At 60.1% G+C, this 22,054-nt stretch carries 21 protein-coding genes; 14 read left to right on the forward strand and 7 right to left on the reverse strand.

All coding sequences use genetic code 11. The annotated features are described in order from the left end of the window. Positions 1–35 precede the first annotated feature (35 nt). Positions 36–3,413 (reverse strand): YhdP family protein, encoded by a 3,378-nt coding sequence (locus tag ACR0LX_RS03390; protein ID WP_480782561.1) that lies wholly within the window; start codon positions 3,411–3,413, stop codon positions 36–38. Between the two features lie 66 nt (positions 3,414–3,479). Between ACR0LX_RS03390 and ACR0LX_RS03395 the strand changes: the two genes are divergently transcribed. From ACR0LX_RS03395 to ACR0LX_RS03410, 4 genes are all read left to right on the forward strand, one after another. Continuing rightward, the gene (locus ACR0LX_RS03395; protein WP_480568658.1) at positions 3,480–3,941 is read left to right on the forward strand and encodes a peroxiredoxin; all 462 of its coding nucleotides are present in this window, start codon (positions 3,480–3,482) and stop codon (positions 3,939–3,941) included. Positions 3,942–4,022: 81 nt separating this feature from the next. Further along, a complete protein-coding gene (locus tag ACR0LX_RS03400; protein ID WP_480782636.1) occupies positions 4,023–4,841 on the forward strand; it encodes a ferritin-like domain-containing protein in 819 nt (272 codons plus the stop codon). A gap of 176 nt (positions 4,842–5,017) precedes the next feature. Beyond that, positions 5,018–6,343, forward strand: a complete 1,326-nt coding sequence (locus ACR0LX_RS03405) for a DUF5930 domain-containing protein (protein WP_480782562.1) — start codon at positions 5,018–5,020, stop codon at positions 6,341–6,343. Continuing rightward, entirely contained in the window at positions 6,333–6,833 is a 501-nt protein-coding gene (locus tag ACR0LX_RS03410; protein WP_480568654.1) for a bactofilin family protein, read from the forward strand. The genes ACR0LX_RS03405 and ACR0LX_RS03410 overlap by 11 nt, the downstream gene beginning before the upstream one ends. 91 nt (positions 6,834–6,924) lie before the next feature. Here the strand turns inward: ACR0LX_RS03410 and ACR0LX_RS03415 are convergent, their stop codons facing one another. Beyond that, positions 6,925–8,232 (reverse strand): aminotransferase class I/II-fold pyridoxal phosphate-dependent enzyme, encoded by a 1,308-nt coding sequence (locus ACR0LX_RS03415; RefSeq protein WP_480782563.1) that lies wholly within the window; start codon positions 8,230–8,232, stop codon positions 6,925–6,927. Positions 8,233–8,329: 97 nt separating this feature from the next. On the opposite strand from ACR0LX_RS03415, the gene ACR0LX_RS03420 reads away from it, so the two are divergent. The 3 genes from ACR0LX_RS03420 (at position 8,330) to aqpZ (ending at position 10,701) form a co-directional block, all read left to right on the forward strand. Continuing rightward, positions 8,330–9,208 carry a LysR family transcriptional regulator gene (locus ACR0LX_RS03420; protein ID WP_480782564.1) on the forward strand — a complete coding sequence of 293 codons (879 nt, stop codon included), beginning with the start codon at positions 8,330–8,332 and terminating at the stop codon, positions 9,206–9,208. A gap of 132 nt (positions 9,209–9,340) precedes the next feature. Then, positions 9,341–9,757 carry a VOC family protein gene (locus ACR0LX_RS03425; RefSeq protein ID WP_480782565.1) on the forward strand — a complete coding sequence of 139 codons (417 nt, stop codon included), beginning with the start codon at positions 9,341–9,343 and terminating at the stop codon, positions 9,755–9,757. Between the two features lie 254 nt (positions 9,758–10,011). After that, positions 10,012–10,701, forward strand: a complete 690-nt coding sequence (gene aqpZ / locus ACR0LX_RS03430; RefSeq protein WP_480568642.1) for an aquaporin Z — start codon at positions 10,012–10,014, stop codon at positions 10,699–10,701. A gap of 44 nt (positions 10,702–10,745) precedes the next feature. Here aqpZ and ACR0LX_RS03435 read toward each other — a convergent pair whose 3' ends face one another. Beyond that, positions 10,746–11,294 (reverse strand): peptidylprolyl isomerase, encoded by a 549-nt coding sequence (locus ACR0LX_RS03435; RefSeq protein WP_480782566.1) that lies wholly within the window; start codon positions 11,292–11,294, stop codon positions 10,746–10,748. After that, positions 11,287–11,793 (reverse strand): peptidylprolyl isomerase, encoded by a 507-nt coding sequence (locus ACR0LX_RS03440; protein WP_480568636.1) that lies wholly within the window; start codon positions 11,791–11,793, stop codon positions 11,287–11,289. The genes ACR0LX_RS03435 and ACR0LX_RS03440 overlap by 8 nt, the downstream gene beginning before the upstream one ends. Before the next feature lie 134 nt (positions 11,794–11,927). On the opposite strand from ACR0LX_RS03440, the gene ACR0LX_RS03445 reads away from it, so the two are divergent. The 6 genes from ACR0LX_RS03445 (at position 11,928) to ACR0LX_RS03470 (ending at position 17,674) form a co-directional block, all read left to right on the forward strand. Then, the gene (locus ACR0LX_RS03445) at positions 11,928–13,118 is read left to right on the forward strand and encodes a phosphoglycerate kinase (protein WP_480782567.1); all 1,191 of its coding nucleotides are present in this window, start codon (positions 11,928–11,930) and stop codon (positions 13,116–13,118) included. Between the two features lie 153 nt (positions 13,119–13,271). After that, on the forward strand, positions 13,272–13,571 hold the full coding sequence (locus ACR0LX_RS03450) for an FtsB family cell division protein (protein WP_480782568.1): 300 nt from the start codon (positions 13,272–13,274) through the stop codon (positions 13,569–13,571). Between the two features lie 167 nt (positions 13,572–13,738). Next, positions 13,739–14,728, forward strand: coding sequence for a pyruvate dehydrogenase (acetyl-transferring) E1 component subunit alpha (pdhA, locus tag ACR0LX_RS03455; RefSeq protein WP_480782569.1), 990 nt, complete (start codon positions 13,739–13,741; stop codon positions 14,726–14,728). A 15-nt stretch (positions 14,729–14,743) separates the two neighbouring features. Beyond that, on the forward strand, positions 14,744–16,114 hold the full coding sequence (locus ACR0LX_RS03460) for a pyruvate dehydrogenase complex E1 component subunit beta (protein WP_480782570.1): 1,371 nt from the start codon (positions 14,744–14,746) through the stop codon (positions 16,112–16,114). Beyond that, the gene (locus ACR0LX_RS03465) at positions 16,114–16,374 is read left to right on the forward strand and encodes a hypothetical protein (protein ID WP_480782571.1); all 261 of its coding nucleotides are present in this window, start codon (positions 16,114–16,116) and stop codon (positions 16,372–16,374) included. The genes ACR0LX_RS03460 and ACR0LX_RS03465 overlap by 1 nt, the downstream gene beginning before the upstream one ends. Before the next feature lies 1 nt (position 16,375). Beyond that, positions 16,376–17,674, forward strand: a complete 1,299-nt coding sequence (locus tag ACR0LX_RS03470; RefSeq protein WP_480782572.1) for a pyruvate dehydrogenase complex dihydrolipoamide acetyltransferase — start codon at positions 16,376–16,378, stop codon at positions 17,672–17,674. Positions 17,675–17,746: 72 nt separating this feature from the next. Here ACR0LX_RS03470 and cysE read toward each other — a convergent pair whose 3' ends face one another. Then, entirely contained in the window at positions 17,747–18,556 is an 810-nt protein-coding gene (gene cysE, locus ACR0LX_RS03475; RefSeq protein ID WP_480568620.1) for a serine O-acetyltransferase, read from the reverse strand. Positions 18,557–18,642: 86 nt separating this feature from the next. Here cysE and ACR0LX_RS03480 point away from each other — a divergent pair, with 86 nt between their 5' ends. Beyond that, positions 18,643–18,981 carry a TraR/DksA family transcriptional regulator gene (locus tag ACR0LX_RS03480; protein WP_480782573.1) on the forward strand — a complete coding sequence of 113 codons (339 nt, stop codon included), beginning with the start codon at positions 18,643–18,645 and terminating at the stop codon, positions 18,979–18,981. On the opposite strand, the gene ACR0LX_RS03485 is transcribed toward ACR0LX_RS03480, so the two are convergent. Beyond that, the gene (locus ACR0LX_RS03485; RefSeq protein WP_480782574.1) at positions 18,962–19,258 is read right to left on the reverse strand and encodes a DUF7742 family protein; all 297 of its coding nucleotides are present in this window, start codon (positions 19,256–19,258) and stop codon (positions 18,962–18,964) included. The two genes, ACR0LX_RS03480 and ACR0LX_RS03485, sit on opposite strands and share 20 nt — an antisense overlap. A 6-nt stretch (positions 19,259–19,264) precedes the next feature. Beyond that, complete coding sequence (locus ACR0LX_RS03490) at positions 19,265–21,778, reverse strand: phage tail protein (RefSeq protein ID WP_480782575.1); 2,514 nt, start codon at positions 21,776–21,778, stop codon at positions 19,265–19,267. Positions 21,779–22,054 lie beyond the last annotated feature (276 nt).

Raw genomic sequence — 22,054 nt, forward strand, 5'->3', positions numbered from 1 at the left:
ATACATCGCCGAAACAGATTCGGCCACCGCTGCGCTCAGCGATCCTCGCCCCGTGTCTGCGCCGCCGGATGATCCTTGATCGGCCGGTTGCTGGTGGCATTCGGTCCGTCCGAGACCGTCGGCGCTGGTGCCCGCAACAGGTTACGCAAAAACAGCGGTGCAAGTCCTGACAGCGGGTTCACCGAAACCTTGGGGTCGGTCAATGGCCCCTTGAGGGTGTAGTTGAAGGCAAAAACGCCCTCGCCCTTGCGCGTCAGAACGCTGCCGACCGCGTTCAGCAGATAGATCGGAGAGATTGCGCCGCGCAGGTCCAACATCCCGGCCACCGTGTCGATGGTGCCATCGAAGGACAGGCCCATCGACGGTCCGACCGCGCTGCCGCTGAGGACCTTTATCTGGGTCGGCGTGACGCGCATCTGGCTTTCGATTGACGAAAAATAGATGCCCTGCCCGGCCATTTCGTCCAACAAGCCGACAAGGCTGATGGCATTCAGCAGGGCTGCCATTGCGGGCGCGTCCTTGATCCGCGTATTGCCGATCTTGAGACCGACATCATAGTTGCCCTCGGCAGCGATCGGGTCCAACTGAAGGGCAAAAGAACCGCCACGCGCCTGTGTGATCACCCCAGCCGAGCGCAGCACGGCCCCGGCATCATCCGAAGTCAGACTGACCGCAGTTCGCCCACCTTGTGGTGCAACCTGACCACGGATCGCCGCCCCGCCATTGACCAGAGCCGAGAACGCACCGGACAGGCCACCGGTCGTCTGAAATGCGCCTTTGAGACCTGTCAGCGCAACGGATTCGGTCACCTGCAAGCGATCCAGCGCCACATCCAGTTTTGGTCCCGCGCCCGAACCCGACCCCTCGCTTTTACCGAAGGTCGATTTGCCCAGGTTCATTACGCCGCCCAACACCCGAATGTCCGGCACCGCGTTACCACGACCGATCAACTCGGCCGGAACCGCCAGCCAGTCGCCCAGTTCGAAACTGCTGAACCTGACCCGGTCCAGGTCACCATTGCGAAAGGAAATCGAGGCCAGGCTGCGCAGCCCGGCAGCGTTCAGGCGCAACGACTGAACAGCGGGTTGTGCGCCCAGCGTCGCCTCAAGCGACAGCGTACCCGCAGTGCGCGCAGCTTTGCGCCAACCCAGTTCCGGGATGGCCAGCCCGACCCCGACCAGATCGGATTGCGCCGTCAACGACGGCGGATCGCCTGCGCCGATATCCAAGGTGAAATCGGCTAGGCCCTGTCCCGTCACCATACCGGACGGCAGCCCCGCGCCGATCTGCTTCATTAAAAGATCAGACAACTCGATCCGTCCGGTCAACGTGCTGCGCTGAGGCGTGCTGCCCCCGATGGGCTGTGTCCACGCGGCGCTAACGGGCACTTCTCCGAAGTACCCGTCGCCGTCTATCGATACCTGTGTCTGATCGCCAGTCAGACGCAGACCAGCGGCGCGAACGTTGGTGTCGGGGACAAGCTTGTCGCTGCCGATATCCGAAAGCGCGGCGGTATAGTGAAACTCCGTGTCTTCAAGCTTCAATCCCTTGACCAGTGGCAAAGCCAATGTGCCTTGCAACGCGACCTGCCCCTGCGCCAGATCTACCGGCAGATTGGCCTTAGTCATCACCTGCAACGGTGGTTGGTCCAAAAGCGACAACGCCGCCGTCACGCTGCCGTTCGCCTTGATACGCGCAATCGCAGGTGCCTTTTTGCGAATGCCGATATCGGGAATGATGAACGAGGTCCCCGAGGCATCGACCAAGCCACCCTGTTCGGCTTTGACGACTCCCTTCTGCGCCGTCACAGTAAACCTGCCGTTCAGCATGCTGACTTGACCCTGCGCCTGCTCGACCGGAGGCAGCGTCTTGGCAAACCGGACCTTTGCGTCGTCGAATTCGAAACTCGCAAAAACATCAGGCTGCGTGTCGGGTTTGAGGCGAAGGGCGAATTCAAGGTCGGACAATTGTCCCTCAAAAATGTTCTCATCGACCCAAATGCGCGGTTTGGCGGCCAAGCGGGGTGGCCAATAGCCCAACACCTGACCGACCTTCATCCTGTCGATCTGCCCGTCGATGCTGGCCTTCCAGCCATCATCCAGACCAGCCAGATCGCCGCTGAGGCGCAACCGGTGATCGCCATCTTCGACCCGCATCTGCCCCAGCTTCAGCCGAAACGGGGCCAGCTTCATCTGAAAGTCGATATCCGCATGCGTCAGGGTCAGCGGGTCAAGGAACAGGTCGGCGGGGTTGATTTCGATTCCGCTGAGTCGGAATTGCACATCCATGCTTTCCAGCCCGCCTGCGGGACCGCCCTGCAAATAGGCTTTGCCATCGCCTCGAACCGTTCCCCAGACCGAGTCGATCGACACCTCGTTGAAATCCAGCACCTGCCGCGCCGGGTCATATGTGAAATAAGTGCGCGCGGCCTCGAATTTGACTGGCAGAGTTTCTGGCGTCGGCTGGACTGCGCCCGCCCCCAGATTCAGCGTGGCAAAAAGCGGACCCAGCGCACCGTCGGCATTGACGCTGCCGCGCAGCGCCCCCGAAATCGGGCTCGTCAGCACCTGCATCCAGGCCAAGGCCGGGGAATGCCCGCCGATATCCTCGGCCGGAAAATCAGTGATCGAAACTCCGAACTGGGCCGCCGCACTGTCCAGCGTGCTGGTATAGTTCGCCTCGATCTCGCTGACATAATCCCGACCGGCGAGGATCGAAAAGCTGGTCGCCAGCCGGACCTCGCGTGCGCTGCGGGTCATCTGGATGCGGCCCCCGTCCAGCACCCAGGACCGCCCCTGGCGCAGATCGCTGTAGTCGAGCGTTATCGCGTCCAGCTCGACCGATGTCAGAGCCGACAAGATCGGCGATTTAAAGACGTCGTCCGATGTTTCGATCAACTGAGCAAGGTTTGGCGCCGCGCCAACGGGCGCGCTGCCTGAGCCGACGGTCAAGGTCAGCGCCCCGTCCTTGCCTCGGGTCAGCGCGATTTGCGCCCCATTCAGGACGATACGCTTGGGGCGCACGTGACCACGCAGCAAGGGGCGCATGGCGAGGCTGGCGCGCATATCCGACACTTCGGCGATCTGTTGGCCTGCGGCATCGCTGATCTGCACATCGGTCAGGCGCAAACGCGGGCGCCACCCCTCGTGAATGATGAAACTAACATCACCGAACCTGATCTGAACGCCTCCCAGCGCCTGATCCAAGCGCGCCTCGACCCGGTCGCGCAGCCAGACCGGCGCGTGCATGCGCTGCCCGATCACCATGAACGCCGTGATGACTGCAAGCAGCACCAGTACCACGACACCGCGCATGGCCCACAACCCGGCAGTGCGCCGGCGCGACCGGCGACGGGGTTTCTTGTCCGCCTGCTGATCACCCTGCTGTTCTGGCTGCACCAATTTGCGTTCCACGTCTTTCAACCTGCCCGGCGCGCCCTATGATACGGGCAACCGAAATTTCCAAGCCGGAGTTTGCATATGCCCGACGTTTCAGACATCGCCCCCGATTTCACTCTGCCTCGCGACGGAGGTGGCGAGGTGAGCCTTTCGGATCAGCGTGGCCAGGCCGTCGTTTTGTTCTTCTATCCCCGCGATGATACGCCGGGCTGCACCAAGGAATCCATCGGATTCTCGGAACAACTCAAGGACTTCGCGGATGCGGGCGCTCACGTTTTTGGTATCTCGCGCGACAGCGTGGCGAAACATGACAAGTTTGTCGCCAAGCACCAGTTGACGACGCCGCTGTTGTCGGACGAAGAGCAGAGTGTTTGCGAGGATTACGGCGTCTGGGTTGAAAAGAACATGTACGGGCGCAAATCCATGGGGATCGAACGGTCGACCTTTCTGATCGATGCCGAGGGCAAGATCGCCCGCGTCTGGCGCAAGGTCAAAGTCCCCGGCCATGTGGATGAGGTGCTTGAAGCCGTGCGCGCGCTGTAGACCTGCACCGCCATCTGGTCTATGCCCCGCCGAAACCCTGATACCGGCGGAGCGTCCCCCGTGCCCAAAACATTGACCCAGATGGCAACCGAGGTTCTGACAACTGCGGACGGGCGGGCCAAGACCGCCCTGTCCAAACGTTATGCCGCCGACTGGTTTGCCGCACGCAAAGGCGACGCGCCCGAAATACCGGTTGGCACCGCAACACCTCCGCTTTCCCCGGCGCGACCGGACAGGCCCGAGTTGCTGTCTCCGCGAGATGTGCCAAAGCGCCGTCCTGGAACCGAGGCCGGACGTATCGCTCTGCTACATGCTGTGGCGCATATCGAGTTGAACGCGGTCGATCTGCACTGGGACATCATTGCCCGCTTTGGTCATGTGCCGATGCCGATTGGGTTCTATGACGATTGGGTCAAATGCGCCGAAGAAGAATCGCGCCATTTCGAAATGGTGTGCGACTGTCTGGAGCAGATGGGCAGCCACTATGGCGCCCTGCCCGCCCACGCTGGCATGTGGCGCGCTGCCGAAGACACTGCTGAGGACCTGATGGGCCGTCTGGCGGTCGTTCCCATGGTGCTTGAGGCGCGCGGGTTGGACGTAACCCCCGGTATGATAGACATTTTCCGCAAGGCGAAAGACGAACAGGCGATTGCTGCGCTGGAAGTCATCTATGCCGAAGAAGTCGGGCATGTGGCCTATGGCTCGAAATGGTTCCATTTCCTGTGCGGTCGCGAGAACGCCGACCCCAAGGATGTGTTTCATGCGCTCGTGCGACGCTATTTCCACGGCGTGCTCAAACCCCCCTTCAACGAAGAGAAGCGCGCTGAGGCCGGATTGCCACCAGATTTCTACTGGCCACTGACCGAAGATCTGGCGGCGCCGGGCACCTCGGCAGGATGAAGATCACAGTGCGCATCGGCAACTTCCCGCCGATATCCTGCGGGAATTCCCCAGTTACGTGACGCCAATTGTCAAGAATGTTGCCCAAAAGGTCATGTTCCTTTACGCAATCGCCCCAAGAGGCGGCTACTCACTCACAACCTGCCTCGCTTATGGGGACAATTGAGGTACGGCGCGTGCGAACACGTCTGGCAATCAAACTACACTCACTATTCGAGCGGCACTTTCCGGAACGCCGACTCTTTTTGAAATCCGACACCGATACACGGTACATCCGACTGAGTTCCGAAACTCAGGTCGCGGCGGTTGCTGGCGTCGCCGTCATGGTCGGCTGGACAGCCGTTGCCACGGCGATCCTGCTGATGGACAGCATCGGGTCAGGCAACTTCCGCGAACAGGCAAAACGGGATCAGGCGACCTATCAGGAACGGCTGAACATCCTGTCCGCCGAACGCGACGCGCGCGCTGCAGAGGCGATGGCCGCTCATGAGCGGTTCAATGCGGCGCTTGAACAGGTTTCGGCGATGCAATCGGAACTGCTGAAATCCGAGAACCGCCGACACGAGCTGGAAACCGGGATCGAGGTCATTCAGACGACTTTGCGCGCGACCATGAAGCAACGCGAGGCGGCCAAGACTGAATTGGCAGAGTTGCAGGCAACCACGGACGGCGATGCCCCTTACATGACGGCATCCGCCAACCCGGCGCAAATGGCGTTCATGACCGATGCGTTGACCCGCACAGCGCAACAGCGCGATCAGATCGCCGCCGATGCACAGGGCGCGCTGGACCAGCGCGACGAGCTTGAGCTGGAAATCCGCCTGATGCAGGAACGCAGCGACGAGATTTTCCGTCAGCTTGAAGAGGCGATGGTGATCTCGGTCGAGCCGCTGGACAAGATGTTCCGCAAGGCGGGCATGCCCACAGATCGTATCCTCGACGAGGTTCGGCGCGGATATAGCGGTATGGGCGGTCCGCTGACCCCTTTATCCTTCAGCACGCGCGGTGAGGAACTGACCCCCGACCAGATCCGCGCCAATGTCCTGCTGGAACAGATGGACCAGCTGAACCTGTATCGCATTGCGGCCGAAAAGGCCCCCTTCGCCAGTCCCGTGAATGCCGCCGTACGCTATACCAGTGGATATGGTACGCGTCGCGACCCCAAAACCGGTGGCCGTCGCATGCATAACGGTGCCGATTTCGCTGGCGCCCCCGGCACCGATATCTTTGCCACAGCGGACGGAGTCGTGACCCATGCGGGCTGGCAATCTGGCTTTGGTCGGCTGGTGAAAATCAAGCACGCCTTCGGGATTGAGACACTTTACGCTCATAACACGAAGATCCGCGTAAAGGTCGGTCAAAGGGTCTCGCGCGGGGATCATATTGCTGATATGGGTAGCACCGGACGGTCCACCGGAACGCATCTGCACTACGAAGTACGCGTGAATGGTAAACCCGTGAACCCTATGACCTATATCAAGGCTGCGAGAAATGTTTTCTAAGAGCAAAATCAACGAGCCCGGATCCAAAGAGGCTGAGGCAACAAAGCCGGCTGCACCGGCAACTCCGGCATCCCCGGCACCGACTGAAACCAAGGCAAGCACGGCACCCAAGCCCAAGCCGCCCGCATCGGTTCTGTCGTCGGATCTGCACATCACAGGCAACCTCAAGACCTCAGGCGATATTCAGGTTGAAGGCACCGTCGAAGGTGACATCCGTGCGCATCTGCTGACCATCGGTGAAACCGCCACCATCAAGGGTGAAGTCACTGCCGATGACGTCGTGATCAATGGCCGAATCGTTGGCCGTGTGCGGGGCCTGAAGGTGCGCCTGACCTCGACCGCGCGCGTCGAAGGGGACATCATCCATAAGACCATCGCGATCGAAAGCGGTGCGCATTTCGAGGGCTCGGTCCAGCGTCAAGACGACCCGCTGAACCCCGGCCGCAGCGCCAAGTCGGGTGCCAACCCGGCGGCAGAGGTCAAGCAGTAACCACTGCCGATCCAGCACGGATATCTTTGAACGCCGCAGGTCTTCCTGCGGCGTTGTTCTTTGTAGGTTGGGCGTCAGAGCGGAACTGAGCTTAGTTCACAAAATGCAGGCGGTCGAATTCACCACGCCAGGCCGAGACCTCGGGTAGAATTTGTTTGCCGCTCAGACCGCGCGTGATCAGGTCGGCCAACCGCGCGGCGTGATCAGAGGTCATGCCCCAACGAACCAATTCCGGTGTGCCGATCCTAAGACCGTTCATGTCGCCTTTGACCGGATCAACGGGCAAACCAATTCCGCAGGCAAGGAAACCGCTTTGACGCAGCAGTTTCGAGGCCGCCTGCCCGCCGCCATAGGGGGCTGCAAGAACGGCAAACTGATGCGAGTTGGTAAAGCCGTGTGTACCAGCAAAGACCGGAACGCCACCGCCATCCAAAGCCTTTGCCAGGGCTTGGGACATGGCAATCATCTCGGACGCATAGGCCGCCCCATGATCCTTCCAATCCAGCATTGTAACCGCAAGCGCGGCGGTTTTGGCGGCGTCGAAATTGGCCGTCATTCCCGGAAAGGCAATGGCATCCAGCGCCTGCGCAATATCGGCGTCGTTGGAAACGATCAAACCTCCAGCCGGGCCTCCGAGGCTTTTATAAGTGCTCATGGTCATGAAATGTGCGCCCTCTTTCAAGGGATTGGACCATGCACGACCTGCGATGATGCCGCATTGGTGGGCGGCATCGAACATGACCTTTGCGCCGACCTCATCCGCGATGGATCGCACCTCGGCCACCGGGTGTTCGAACAGGTTCAAACTGCCGCCAATCGTGATCAGCTTGGGGTTCTCGGCCCTGGCCAAGTCGCGTAGTTGGTCGAGATCAACGGTGTACCCATCCGCGTTCACCGGCGCTTCGAGCGTGCGAAGGCCAAAAAGCCCGGCGCAACCAGCCAGATGATGCGTCACATGCCCACCAATCGACGCAGGCGGCGCAATGATCGTGTCGCCCGCTTTGCAGGTTGCCATAAAGCCATACAGGTTGGCGATTGCGCCCGATGGCACCCGCACCTCGGCGAAGCGGGCGTCAAACACTTGCGCGCACAGCTCGGCGGCGATGATTTCGATCTGTTCGATCGCCTCCAATCCCATTTCGTATTTGTCACCCGGATAGCCCAGCGACGGTCTGGACCCGATACCCGAGGACAACAGCGCCTCGGCCCTGGGGTTCATCACGTTTGTGGCCGGGTTGAGGTTGAAACACTCTTTCTCGTGAATCTGACGGTTTTCTTCAGCCAGGCGCTCGATCCGCGCCAAAAGATCGTCCGAAGACGCCGATGCGGTCTGATGCGCGGTCTTTTGAACCAAGGTTTCACTGAGCGCGGGCACCCAGTCTCTTTGTGCTAGTGTCATCCGACATTCTCCTGTTTGAACCGAGTGTGACCGCTGCGGCGTGACATCGCAAAGCAGAATTGCTATTTCTTGGCGTAGAAAAACTAAGGCTAAGAGAATGAGCGTCGCCCCGAAACGCCCCAAGGGTCCGCCCCTGAATGCCATGCGCGCCTTTGAGGCTGCGGCGCGACATGTCAGCTTTGTCGCCGCGGCAGAAGAATTGAGCGTCACGCCCGGCGCGATTTCGCAGCATATCAAGGCCCTGGAAGGCTGGGCCGGTGCGCCGCTGTTTCGCCGGAACGCTCAAGGGGTAGACCTCACGCCCGAAGGCCGGTCGCTTGTTGCAGGGTTCTCTTTGGCCTTTGACCAGTTGGCCGACGCAGCCCGGGCCTTGCGCAACCTCAGGCCCAATGCCGATTTTCATATCGCCGCCCTGCCCGCCATCGCCCAGCTTTGGCTGCCGCAACGGCTGCGCCGGATCAGGGCGCAGTTTCCGGACGTCAATTTCTCGGTCACCGCGATGGAGACCCCGCCCAGCCTGTCGCGCGAACTGTTCGATCTGTCGGTCTTCTTTGCCGTTCCGAATGGGTCCCCGGATCAGGTTGAAGTCTGCGCGGACGAAATTACCCCGGTTTGTGCGCCCATGCTTTTGCAGCAAGTGCGGCGCACAAGCGGTTTTCAAACGGTCCCGCTGTTGCACGATCAGGTGTGGAATGATGATTGGACCTTGTGGTCCGAAGCGACTGAAACGCGTTTGCCCGACGACAAAAATGGCCCTCAGTTTTCGCTTTACTCTCTGGCCGTGGAAGAGGCCAAAGCCGGTGCAGGCGTGTTGATGGGGCATTTGTGTCTGCTCGAAGAGGCGTTGACCGCGGGCGCGCTAAAGACCGCACATGCGCAATCCTGCCCGACAGGTCGGTCCCTCGTGATCCAATTGCCCCGACAATCGCGGCGTCGGCCGGAAACGGATGATGTCGTTGCATTGCTGGCGACTTGACCCGACCCGTTGTCACCACGCTTGCGCCGGCGACCGATTTACCGGAGGTTAATTTTGGTCGGTTTGTGGATCGGGCCGATGTAATGGGTGCAAACCCTGTGAAGCCCACGCGCCAGAAAGGAAACTGATAAGATGATTGCCTACGTCACTGTTGGTGCGGACGACATCGCGCGGTCAAAGCGGTTTTACGCGGCCTTCCTGCCCGCCCTTGGTTACGGGCTTGAAGAGGGCCCTGAGGGTCTGAGCTATGCGCTGCCGATGGAACCGGGTCTGTCTGTGGCTTTGCCCGATTTCTACGTCAAGCCAACCTTTGATGGGCGCCCGGCATCTGCCGGGAATGGCTCGATGGTTGCCTTTGAGGCGCGCAACCAACAGCAGGTACGCGACCTGCATGCAGCCGCACTTGCGGCGGGTGGTTCTGACGAAGGTCAGCCCGGTTTTCGCGCCGCATATGGACCGCATTTCTATGTCGGCTACCTGCGCGACCCGCAGGGCAACAAGATCGCTCTGTTTTCAAGCGACCCGAACGAGCCAGGGCGCGACGGGTAACGCGGCTTGTACAATCAAATCCAGGAAAAACCGATCCGCGTCGTCAGGGCAACGGCATTGATGCCCTCCGCTGTCCGAGTACTGTATGTAAAATCTCTGCCCTTTATTTCGGTGTCCCATTCAGGGTTCGTACCTATACCGCGACCGCATTATCGGGCGCAGATACACTGACGAAAAAATTCCCCGTGCCCACAGTTTCACAAAACGCACTTTTTGAATTAACCTAAAAACCATTGTTTTGTGGAGGACTTTTCATGTCATCAAAACTCATGGCCGAATTCTTCGGTACATTCTGGTTGGTACTGGGCGGATGTGGCAGCGCCGTTCTTGCAGCGGGCGTCGCGGACGTGGGCATCGGCTGGCTGGGTGTCTCATTCGCCTTTGGCCTCACCGTTTTGACCATGGCCTATACGGTCGGCCATATCTCGGGCGGGCATTTTAATCCGGCGGTAAGTCTGGGCCTGATGATCGGCGGGCGTTTCGAGGCCAAAGACCTGCTGCCCTATTGGGCCGCTCAGGTTGTTGGCGCGATTGCCGCTGCGCTGGTGCTATACCTGATCGTCAGCGGAGCACCCGGTTTTGAAGGCGTCGGCGGGTTCGCCTCGAACGGCTATGGCGAGGCGTCGCCCGAAGGCTATTCGCTGATGTCGGCCTTGATTATCGAAATCGTCCTGACCGCGTTCTTCATCCTGATCATACTTGGAGCCACCTCTGATGGAGCCCCTGCCGGATTTGCCCCCATCGCGATCGGACTTGCGCTGACCCTGATCCACCTGATTTCGATCCCGGTGACAAACACCTCGGTCAACCCGGCGCGTTCGACCGGCGTTGCGTTGTTTGCGGATGGTCCAGCGCTGGCACAGCTTTGGCTGTTCTGGGTCGCACCCCTGATCGGTGGTGCCATCGGTGCGATTATCTGGAAAGTTCTAAGCCCCGACGACTGATCCGTCGGACGATCCCGGTGCCGAAACCGGCGCCGGGTATAAACCTATTCGGTCACAGTGACCTTTTTCATCGCATCCGGTTGACCGATCACGGCACCATTCTGGCCCTCGCCGCGCTTGATCGCGTCAACGACGTCCATGCCGCCGGTCACCTGGCCGACAACGGTGTATTGACCATTCAGAAATGGACCTGGCTCGAACATGATGAAGAACTGCGAGTTTGCGCTGTTGGGGTCCTGAGCCCGCGCCATACCGACAACCCCACGGTCAAAATTGACGTCCGAGAACTCGGCAGGCAGGTCGGGGCGATCCGAACCACCGGTTCCGGCGCGACCGAGGTTTCCACCCAGACGGCCATGTTCCACATCGCCGGTCTGCGCCATGAAGCCATCGATCACTCGATGAAACACAACGCCGTCATATTTCCCCTCGGCAGCCAGAGCGGTGATCTGCTCGACATGCTTGGGGGCGACATCTTCGAACAAGTCAACGGTGACGGTGCCATTCGCCCCCTCACCTTCGATCTCGATCTCCAAGCCCGTTGCAAGCGCAGGGCCTGCCAGCAAAACGAATGCAGCGGCCAGCTTATGCATCGGCAGCCACCTTGACGCTGATCATGCGATCGGGGGTTTCTGGCGGCTCACCGCGAACAATGGCGTCCACATGCTCCATCCCGTCGATGACGCGGCCATACACGGTGTACTGGCCGTTCAGGAAGTGGTTGTCCTTGAAGTTGATGAAGAACTGCGAATTAGCCGAATCCGGGTTCGCCGACCGCGCCGCGCCCAGCGTGCCGCGATCATGGGGCAGTTTTGAGAACTCGGCCGGAACATTCGGCAGCGACGAACCGCCAGTGCCCGCCATACGCAGGTTGAACCCGTCTTCCATATCGCCGTGCTGCACGTCCCCGGTCTGCGCCATGAAACCGTCGATCACTCGGTGAAAGGCCACGTTGTCATATTCACCACCGCGCGCCAGATCCTTCATCCGGGCCGAGTGCTGAGGGGCCACATCGGGCAGCAGTTCGATGACGACATTGCCGTCCTTCAGCTCGATGATGATGGTGTTTTCGGGGTCTTTGATTTCGGCCATGAGGCCCTCCTGTCGTGTTAACTTGCGCAAATACCTAAGACGCGGGCGCGCGAATGCCAAGTGACGCATTGACCTGAGGGCAAAATGCAGGAAAAGAACCGCCTAAACCGAGTTTACGCTAAGAGGATCGCACGATGGGCTGGAAAACGCTGAACGACATGGACCTGAACGGAAAACGTGTATTGGTGCGCGTCGACATCAACGTGCCCGTCGTCGATGGTGTCGTCACCGACGCCACCCGCATTCAGCGGATTGCACCCACGGTGCGCGACATCCTGAATGCAGGCGGCAAGCCCATCCTGCTCGCGCATTTCGGCCGCCCGGGTGGTGAACGCCGCGAGAACCTTTCGCTGAAACAATTGGTCCCAACGCTGGAAGCCGCTTTTGACGCCGAAGTTCTGTTTGCTGCGGATTGCGTCGGCAGCGAGGCTGAACTGGCCGCGGAGACACTGCAGCCCGGTCAGGTTCTGTTGCTTGAGAATACGCGGTTTCACGCGGGCGAAACCAAGAACGACGCAGACCTTGCCGCCGGCATGGCGAAACTGGGCGAGGTTTATTGCAACGACGCCTTCTCGGCAGCGCACCGCGCCCACAGCTCGACCGAGGCGATCGCGCGGTTGCTGCCCTCTTGCGCGGGTCGCTTGATGCAGGCAGAACTAGAGGCGCTGGAGGGCGCACTGGGCGCGCCGAAACGTCCGGTGACCGCAGTGGTTGGCGGCGCAAAGGTTTCGACCAAGCTCGAGCTGTTGGGCAATCTGATCGAAAAAGTCGATTACCTTGTGATCGGCGGCGGAATGGCCAACACGTTTCTGGTGGCCAAAGGGATCGGTGTGGGCAAGTCATTGGCCGAACGTGAAATGAAGGACACCGCCTCGGACATTCTTGCAAAGGCAGATGGCACCGGTTGCAAAATCGTACTGCCAACCGACATTGTCGTCGCCGAAAAGTTCGAAGCGCGCGCACCGAGCCAGGTTCTGCCTGCGGATCAATGCCCCGACAACGCCATGATCCTGGACGCCGGCCCCGAGAGTGTGGACACAATTTCCGAGGTCTTTGCAAAAAGCCAGACCCTGATCTGGAACGGACCGCTGGGCGCGTTCGAACTGGAACCATTCGACGCGGCAACCAACGCGGCAGCGATGAAAGCGGCAGCTCTGACGCGGTCTGGTCAACTGATTTCCGTCGCGGGCGGTGGCGATACGGTTGCGGCGTTGAATGCCTCGGGCGCGGCGCATGACTTCTCGTATATCTCGACCGCAGGAGGTGCGTTCCTTGAATGGATGGAAGGCAAAACCCTGCCCGGCGTTGCCGCGTTAGAGCAGTAAGAACCCCTGCGGTAAGTCGTTGTAATTTTTCGGACTCACCAAGGCGATTTTGCGAATCAGGGGATTCACATCCCGAATCACCTGTGACATAGTGCCGTGAGATGCCCGAAAAGGGCACGTTTTTGAGGCAAGTTTCATACGGCGGTAAACAGAGTGTCCCGTTCCCATCGGCCCGGTCTGGGCTCAGTTGCTTTCTTCATGGTGGCGTTCATGCTGGGTGTCTATTTCACCTTTGCCGCCGTGCAGGGCGACTATGGTCTTTTCCGCAGGGTCGAGATCGCAGCGGAACGGGATGCTCTGTCGCGCGATCTGGCGGCGCTTGACGCAGAAATCGCCAAAATGGAAAACCTGACGCTCCGCCTTTCCGATACCTATCTGGATCTCGACCTGCTGGATCAGCAGGCACGCTCGGTTCTGGGTATGATCCGCGCGGACGAGATCGTCATTCAGTAAATCTGCGATCCGCAAAACACACCCCAGTTTCGCAGTACCAATCCCCAAATCAATCAATTCCCGCGTGTCCTGCCCCCGCGTCACATTAGCACTCGCCAGATCGCGCGAAATGCTTTAAGAGATAGTTTAACGCTAAACTATCTTGCCGAAAGGGGGAGGTCGCCACAATGGCTGCGCGAAAAACCACAAAGAAACCAAACGTTTCTGCGGAAGAACTTACCACCTATTACCGCGAGATGCTGCTGATCCGCCGATTCGAAGAAAAGGCTGGCCAACTTTACGGCATGGGTCTGATCGGCGGGTTCTGCCACCTCTATATCGGACAGGAGGCTGTTGTTGTGGGCCTCGAGGCAGCCGCCGAGGAAGGCGACAAGCGGATAACCTCCTATCGCGATCACGGCCATATGCTGGCCTGCGGCATGGACCCGGGCGGGGTGATGGCCGAACTGACGGGCCGGATCGGAGGGCTGTCCAAAGGTAAGGGCGGCTCGATGCACATGTTCTCGAAAGAAAAGCACTTCTACGGCGGTCACGGCATCGTCGGCGCGCAGGTGCCGCTGGGTGCCGGGCTGGCCTTTGCCGACAAGTACAAGGAAAACGGCCGCGTGACGTTTACCTATTTCGGTGACGGCGCAGCCAACCAGGGTCAGGTCTATGAGACCTTCAATATGGCCGCCATCTGGAACCTGCCGGTGGTCTTCGTGATCGAAAACAACCAGTACGCCATGGGCACCGCGCAGGCGCGCTCGACCTCGACCAAGGATATCTACCATCGCGGTGAAGCTTTCGGCATTCCAGGCGAGATCGTCAACGGCATGGATGTGCTGGCGGTCAAGGAAGCCGGAGAAAAGGCTGTTGCCCACTGCCGCGCGGGCAAGGGTCCCTACATCCTAGAGGTCAAGACCTACCGGTATCGCGGTCACTCGATGTCGGACCCGGCCAAATACCGTACGCGGGAAGAGGTTCAGAAGGTTCGCGAACAAAGCGACCCGATCGAGCATGTGCGTGAGCTGCTGCTTAGCGGAAAACATGCCTCCGAAGACGACCTGAAAGCGATCGACAAGGAAATCAAAGAGATCGTCAATCAGGCCGCCGAATTCTCGAAAGAAAGCCCCGAGCCTTCCGTCGAAGAGCTCTGGACCGACATTTACGCCTGAGAGGACGATTAAGACATGGCAACCGAAATTCTCATGCCCGCCCTTTCGCCCACGATGGAAGAGGGCACGCTGGCCAAATGGCTGGTCAAAGAAGGCGACACCGTATCCTCGGGCGATATCATGGCCGAGATCGAAACCGACAAGGCGACGATGGAGTTTGAAGCCGTCGACGAAGGCATCGTCGGCAAGATCCTGATCGGTGAAGGCACCGAAGGGGTTAAGGTCAACACGCCCATCGCAATTCTGGTCGAAGAAGGCGAAGACGCCTCCGCCCTGCCCGCGGCTGCGCCCGCAGCCGCAGCGGTGGCCGAGGCCGCCCCCGCGGCGGTTGAGGCCCCCGCTCCTGCCGCAGCACCGGCTGCTCCGGTCGTCGATTTGTCGCCCGATTGGCCCGCAGATGCGGAAATGAAATCCGAAACCGTCCGCGAAGCCCTGCGCGATGCCATGGCCGAAGAAATGCGCGGTGATGAAGACGTCTATCTGATGGGCGAAGAAGTCGCCGAATATCAGGGCGCGTATAAAATCTCACAAGGTTTGCTGGATGAATTCGGTGCCAAACGCGTGATCGATACGCCTATTACCGAACACGGCTTTGCAGGCATTGCGGTTGGTTCCGCTTTTGGCGGCCTGAAACCGATTGTCGAGTTCATGACCTTTAACTTCGCCATGCAGGCGATTGACCAGATCATCAACTCGGCCGCCAAGACGCTCTATATGTCCGGTGGTCAGATGGGCTGTCCGATCGTGTTCCGTGGCCCCAACGGTGCCGCCGCCCGCGTGGCCGCGCAGCACTCGCAGGATTACGCCGCGTGGTACATGCAGGTCCCCGGTCTGAAAGTCGTCATGCCCTACTCGGCCGCCGATGCGAAGGGTCTGTTGAAATCAGCCATCCGCGACCCCAATCCGGTGATCTTCCTGGAAAACGAAATCCTCTACGGTCGTTCCTTCGACGTGCCACAGGTGGATGATCTGACCATCCCGCTTGGCAAAGCCCGCATCTGGCGCGAGGGCTCGGATGTCACCATCGTCAGCTTTGGCATCGGCATGCAGTTCGCCCTGGAAGCCGCCGACAAGCTGGCCGAGGACGGCATCAATGCCGAGGTTATCGACCTGCGCACAATCCGCCCGATGGACACCGGCGCGATCATCAACTCGGTGATGAAAACCAACCGCCTGGTGACCGTTGAAGAGGGCTGGCCGCAGGGCTCGGTCGGCAGCTACATCTCGTCCGTCGTGATGCAGGAGGCGTTCGACTATCTCGACGCGCCCGTCATCAACTGCACCGGAAAGGATGTTCCGATGCCCTACGCCGCGAACCTGGAAAAACTGGCGCTTGTCACCACTGACGAAGTGATCGCGGCCGTGAAACAGGTGACCTACCGGTAATGGAGATCAGGGGCCGTGATCCAGCAACCGAATGCTACCGCGTCGAGATCGACCTCGATAATCGCACTGTGCGGGCGCTTGTGCCCGAGCGGCTGGCGGCGGATATGCGGTTGATCGGCGCGCGGCCCTCTCACCAGACAGCCTATGTCTGGTTGGCTGAGAACAAAGAGAAAATCGAGGCTGCGATTGCGAAACTCGCACGCAGCACCGGGCGCCCCAAGGCGCCCTTTGACCAAATTACTCTGATTGAGGAGCGCTGAGATGCCCACCGAAATCCTGATGCCCGCCCTGTCCCCGACGATGGAGGAAGGCACACTTGCAAAATGGCTGGTCAAAGAGGGCGACACAGTCTCCTCGGGCGACCTGCTGGCTGAGATCGAAACTGACAAGGCCACGATGGAATTCGAGGCCGTCGACGAAGGCACCGTTGGCAAAATTCTGATCCCGGAAGGCACCGAAGGGGTCAAGGTCAACACCGCAATCGCGATCCTGCTGGAAGATGGCGAAAGCGCCGATGACATTGGCACCGCTCCTGCTGCAACCCCCGCGGCTGCACCCGCAGCCGCTGCGGGCAACGAGGCTGCCGCGCCTGCGGCACCCGAGGCGCCCGCCCCTGCCCCGGCAGCTCCGGCTAAGGCTGATGGCGGTCGCATCTTTGCTTCGCCTCTGGCCCGTCGTATCGCAGCCCAAAAAGGTCTGGACCTGACACAGATCGCTGGCTCTGGCCCTCACGGTCGGATCGTCAAGGCAGATGTCGAAGGCGCAACCGCAACGGCACCTGCGCCTGCTCCGGCGGCTGCCGCTGCACCATCCGCGCCTGCGCCCGCCGGTCCATCGGCGGACGCCGTGGCAAAAATGTACGAAGGTCGCGACTACGAAGAGATCAAGCTCGACGGTATGCGCAAAACCATTGCCGCGCGCCTCAGCGAAGCCAAACAGACCATCCCGCATTTCTATCTGCGCCGCGATATCAAACTGGACGCGCTGCTCAAGTTCCGCAGCCAGTTGAACAAGCAGTTGGAAGGCCGTGGCGTCAAGCTCAGCGTCAACGACTTCATCATCAAGGCGGTCGCCAATGCGCTGCAACAGGTTCCCGAATGTAATGCCGTCTGGGCAGGTGATCGGGTGCTGCAACTGAAACCATCGGACGTGGCCGTTGCGGTCGCAATCGAAGGCGGCCTGTTCACGCCGGTCCTGCAGGATGCAGATACCAAGTCGCTGTCCGCACTGTCGACCGAGATGAAAGACCTCGCAAGCCGCGCCCGCGACCGCAAGCTGGCTCCGCATGAATATCAGGGCGGCACTTTTGCGGTCTCGAACCTCGGCATGTTCGGCATCGACAATTTCGACGCCATCGTGAATCCGCCCCATGCCGGTATCCTTGCGGTCGGCACTGGCCTCAAGAAACCAGTTGTCGGCGACGACGGGGAATTGACGGTCGCCACAGTGATGTCCGTCACCATGTCGGTTGATCACCGGGTCATCGATGGGGCGCTTGGGGCGCAGCTTCTGCAAGCCATCGTCGACAATCTAGAGAACCCAATGGTCATGTTGGCTTAAACCACTCTGACCTTGCTCGAAAAAAGGCCGCCTTGAAGAACAAGGCGGCCTTTTTTGTTTATTCAATTCGGCTTACTGGTCTTTGCCCAGCATATGATCCATCGAGATTGACGGTTGGTCACACCCGGCTTCGCCAACGATCTTGGCGGGAATACCGGCAACCGTTGTGCAAGCAGGCACTTCCTGCAAAACCACCGAGCCCGCCGCGATGCGGCTGCAATGACCGACCTCGATATTGCCCAGTACCTTGGCACCGGCACCGATCAGAACGCCATCTCCGATGGTTGGATGGCGCTGCTCTTCTTCCTTGCCGGTCCCGCCCAGCGTTACCGAATGCAGCATCGAGACATTGTCGCCCACAACTGCCGTCTCACCGATCACGATGGAATGGGCATGGTCGATCATGATACCCTTGCCAATCCGGGCCGCGGGATGGATATCGATCCCGAAAATCTCGGATGACCGCATTTGGAAGAAATAGGCCAGATCATGCCGTCCCTTCTTCCAAAGCCAATGGGCCACACGGTAGGCCTGCATCGCTTGGTAACCCTTGAAATACAGGATCGGCTGCAACAAGCGGTGGCACGCCGGATCGCGTTCATAGACGGCCATCAGGTCGGCGCGCGCGGCTTCGAGCAGCGCCTTGTCGTCGGCATAGGCCTCGTCCACGATCTCTCGCAGCACCATCATCGACATCTCGTTCGAACACAGCTTGGCCGAGATACGATAGGACAGCGCCCTCTCAAGGCTGCGGTGATGCAGGATACAAGCATGCACCAACCCGCCCATCAGCGGCTCTTTCTCGACGGCCGCGTGGGCCTCAGAGGTGATGCGATCCCAGACCGGGTCCACAGGTGTCACTTGGCTGCGCGTTTCAAACATGGCTTTTCATCCTTTGCTGCGCCTAGAATAGCCACTTAAGTCCAAAATGGCCAAACGCAAACCCTTGATGAAGATTGCAACAAAAAATGAACGACGCTGATCTGCAATATTTTGAACGTTTGATCCGGGAACGCCTGACCGCAATCGAAGACGCCTCGGCATCGGGGCAAGCGGCGCAATCGGTGGTCGAGCTGGACCAGCAAGCCGTTGGACGGCTAAGCAGGATGGATGCTTTGCAAAATCAGGCGATGGCCAAGGCCCAGCAGGCACGGCGGGATCTTGAAGCGCGTCGTCTTAGTGCCGCACTCGCCCGCATGAGCGAGGGCGAGTACGGCTATTGCGAAGATTGCGGCGAGCCGGTCGCCCGGGGGCGACTGGAGCTGGATCTGGCCGCCACCAAATGCGTTAGCTGCGCATCCGGCTGACTTGAAATCGGGTCAGTTGATGCAGAACCATTTCAAAACACTCGCAATATTGAATGTCATCAAAACTTGGCTCATCCACCAGCGGGCGATTACGCGCCGTCGCCATCAACGAGCCGTTTCCGTGCACCGGGTGCAGCAGGCCTGTTCTGGACACATGTTGATGCGCCAGTTCGGCCTCGACCAGCATCCGCGCGCACAGGGATGGCCTTGCCGCCCGCGGCACAGCCAGTAAGGCGCGCGCCGCAGAACTTACATCGCCGTGCAAAACCGGTCGCATCCCGGTTTAGCCCACGACCACGTTGGCAAACACCCCGGGACCATGGATTGCCGAGACCTGAGCGACCTCAATCGTGTAGGGCCCGCTAACGCCATCCGCTGTTTTCATGACCGCAGAATACGTCCAGTTTGGAACCGCTGTGACCTCCTCACGCTGAATGTCGCCACCTACGCGAACACGAACAAGGTAGGTTTCGCTTTCCTCGCCCAGCGGGACGTCCAGGCCGCTCCAGTCATCGCCATCGATCCGGGTACGCCGCACCCAGGTGATCAGATCCGCGCCAGCGCCGCTGGCGACATGCAGATGAACCGGTGCATAGGGTCGAAGGCCATTGCCATCGAAAGTCTCTATCTGATGCACATAGGATGGGTCGTCATATCCGCGTGTTGCCGGGCCAATGCGATAGTGCTTGGACACACGCCGTTCGCTGCGCAGAAGGTTCAACTGCGACACCCGATCGTCCAGCAATACGAAAGTTGAGCCTTCTGACCAAACTTCGGGCATCAGGCTGTCGGTGCCCAACTGGCCGCGCAAGCGACCCGACAGCGTGTAAACGCCTGCTTCGGTCAATTCGGCATTTGCGAACTGGAACACCTCCCAATTTCCCGAGGTTCCGTCGCCGATTGCCGCCAGATTGGCACCGTTCAGCAAGGCAGACCGAGGCCGGGATTCCAGCAACCCGTGGATCAGATTCACACGCAGCGGCGCGCCTTCGTCCCAAACGCCTGCACTGGCGCGCCAAAGCGGCGTCTCGGTAAACCCGATAACCGCTGTGTCCGAGATCACCTGACGCAAGCCATAATCCTCATCCTGCGCCGCCGCATAGACCGCCACGTTCCCCGGCCAGGGGTCAGCAGATACCGCTATGTAAGGCGCATGCGCGGACTCGGCCCCTGTAATCAGTGGCAGATCCATGAACATGGGCAGCACGGGCACCGGAGCGACATGGGGCTTGGCCGTAACGCCGTCATCCTCGATCTCGGCAGGGGCATAGACGCCCGGCTCGATCCGAACGGCATCGGCAAGCTGCAATTCGGCCTGCTCCATCCGGTCGATCCTGAACTGCGCACCATTGATCTGGTTTTCACCTGTCAGGCGAACCACATCGCCCGCCCCCAGATGCAGCATGGATGGCGGCAGAGCAAAGCGCGCACTTTCGCGCGACACTCGAGACTCGCTCAACCAGCGTTCGACCGTCTGTCGACCCTCGGCGCGCGTCATCGACAGCGGCATTTCGCTGACCGAAACCGCGTGGGTCCGGTCATCGGGCAACACCGCCTCTTCTGCGATGATGTCGTGGTCGGCATCGGACTGAACAAAGCGCAATCGGGCGCGACCGGTCATCTCGGCTTCCGCTTCGCGGCGGTACTCGACCGGCCCGTCAATGTCCGAGGTGATGGCAATTCTGTCCGGGTCTACCTCGACAGGTCTGCGGCCGTCCCGAGTGCGGAACACCAGTTTGCCATCCCGTTCGATTGCATCGAACCCATAGCGAAGCATCAGGGGTTGCAACGCCTGGCGCGCATCCATGACGTCTTCGATCGCGTAGCCGCGCACCACTCCGTAAAGCGCAGACACGTCAATCTCGGTGACACCGGCACGCAGACAGATCTCGGTCACGACCGACGCAAGCGTCCGCGAGCCAGACCGCCCGTTCAGCCAGTGACCCCGGGCATAGTTTGCCCCATCAGACCATTGGGACCGCAGGTTTGGAAAGGTTGGATAAGGTCGCGCGTCCCACGCCCAGACATAGGCGTTGGCCATATCGATCATCGGGCTGCCGTAGATTTCCGAAACAGGATTGTTCTGCGGATCGGACCAGTAGCCCAACATCGCCTTGAGGTACTGGACCTGTATGAAATCATCTCGCTGCCCGTTGGAATATTTGGGCAGTTTCGACTCGGACGATTTCGGGTCCAGAAATTTGTTCGGCTGGTTGGTTCCCTTGTCGATTGCTGCGCACCCCAGTTCATCCACCCAGGCCGCATCGAACTGCGGACCGCGCAGCCCCTCGGGGTCATGGGCCGAAAACGCCTGCGCCTCGGCCCCGTTGGGCCAGACCAGCTTGCGTTCCGATGCCTTCCAAATAGGCCGACGATCCGGCGGCGAGCACTGCAATATCCCGCTATCGCCAAATATCATCACATCGCGCACTTGATCAAAGGTCTCACCGACCAAAGCCACACGACACGCCTCGCCCTTATCCAACGGCAATGACCCCTCGACCACAGACCGCACCCATTCGGACCCAGCGCGCGTCTTTCCCGCGCCGCGCCCGCCTATAATCACCCATGACCGCCAGTCGCCCTCGGGCGGCAACTGATGCGGCAGCGCCCAGAACTCGAACAGGAAAGGGAGGGCACACAGCCCTCCCTCCCCGATCTCACTCAGAAACCTGTCCTGCACCGCAGCAGGCGCGGAGGCGAGCCAGCCTGCACCCGATCTCAGATCGTGCCCGATCAAGGTCGAGCGCATAGCCCCCTTGGGCGATACCGGCTTGTCTGTGATGTTGTTCGACAAAGCTTGTCTCCACTTTCTGGCAACTTCGGATCAGCCCCTCTAGCTGACCCAGTTGCTTGCCTGTTCCGGCAAGGTCTGCATCCTCCCCGGCACCAATCTGCCTGCGCAGTTCTTCCGCTGCCTGGCGCAGATCGCGAATGGATCGCTCAAGCGACTGCAACAAATCAGCCGTCTGAGAAATCCGCTCTTCCGGGGTAATCAAAGTCATGTTTGCCTGTGACCTCATGCGTGAGTTTTCTCCGCACGAGAGAAACGAAAAACGGCCGCCGGGTTGCC

This window comes from Ruegeria sp. CH11 (genome assembly GCF_056537105.1).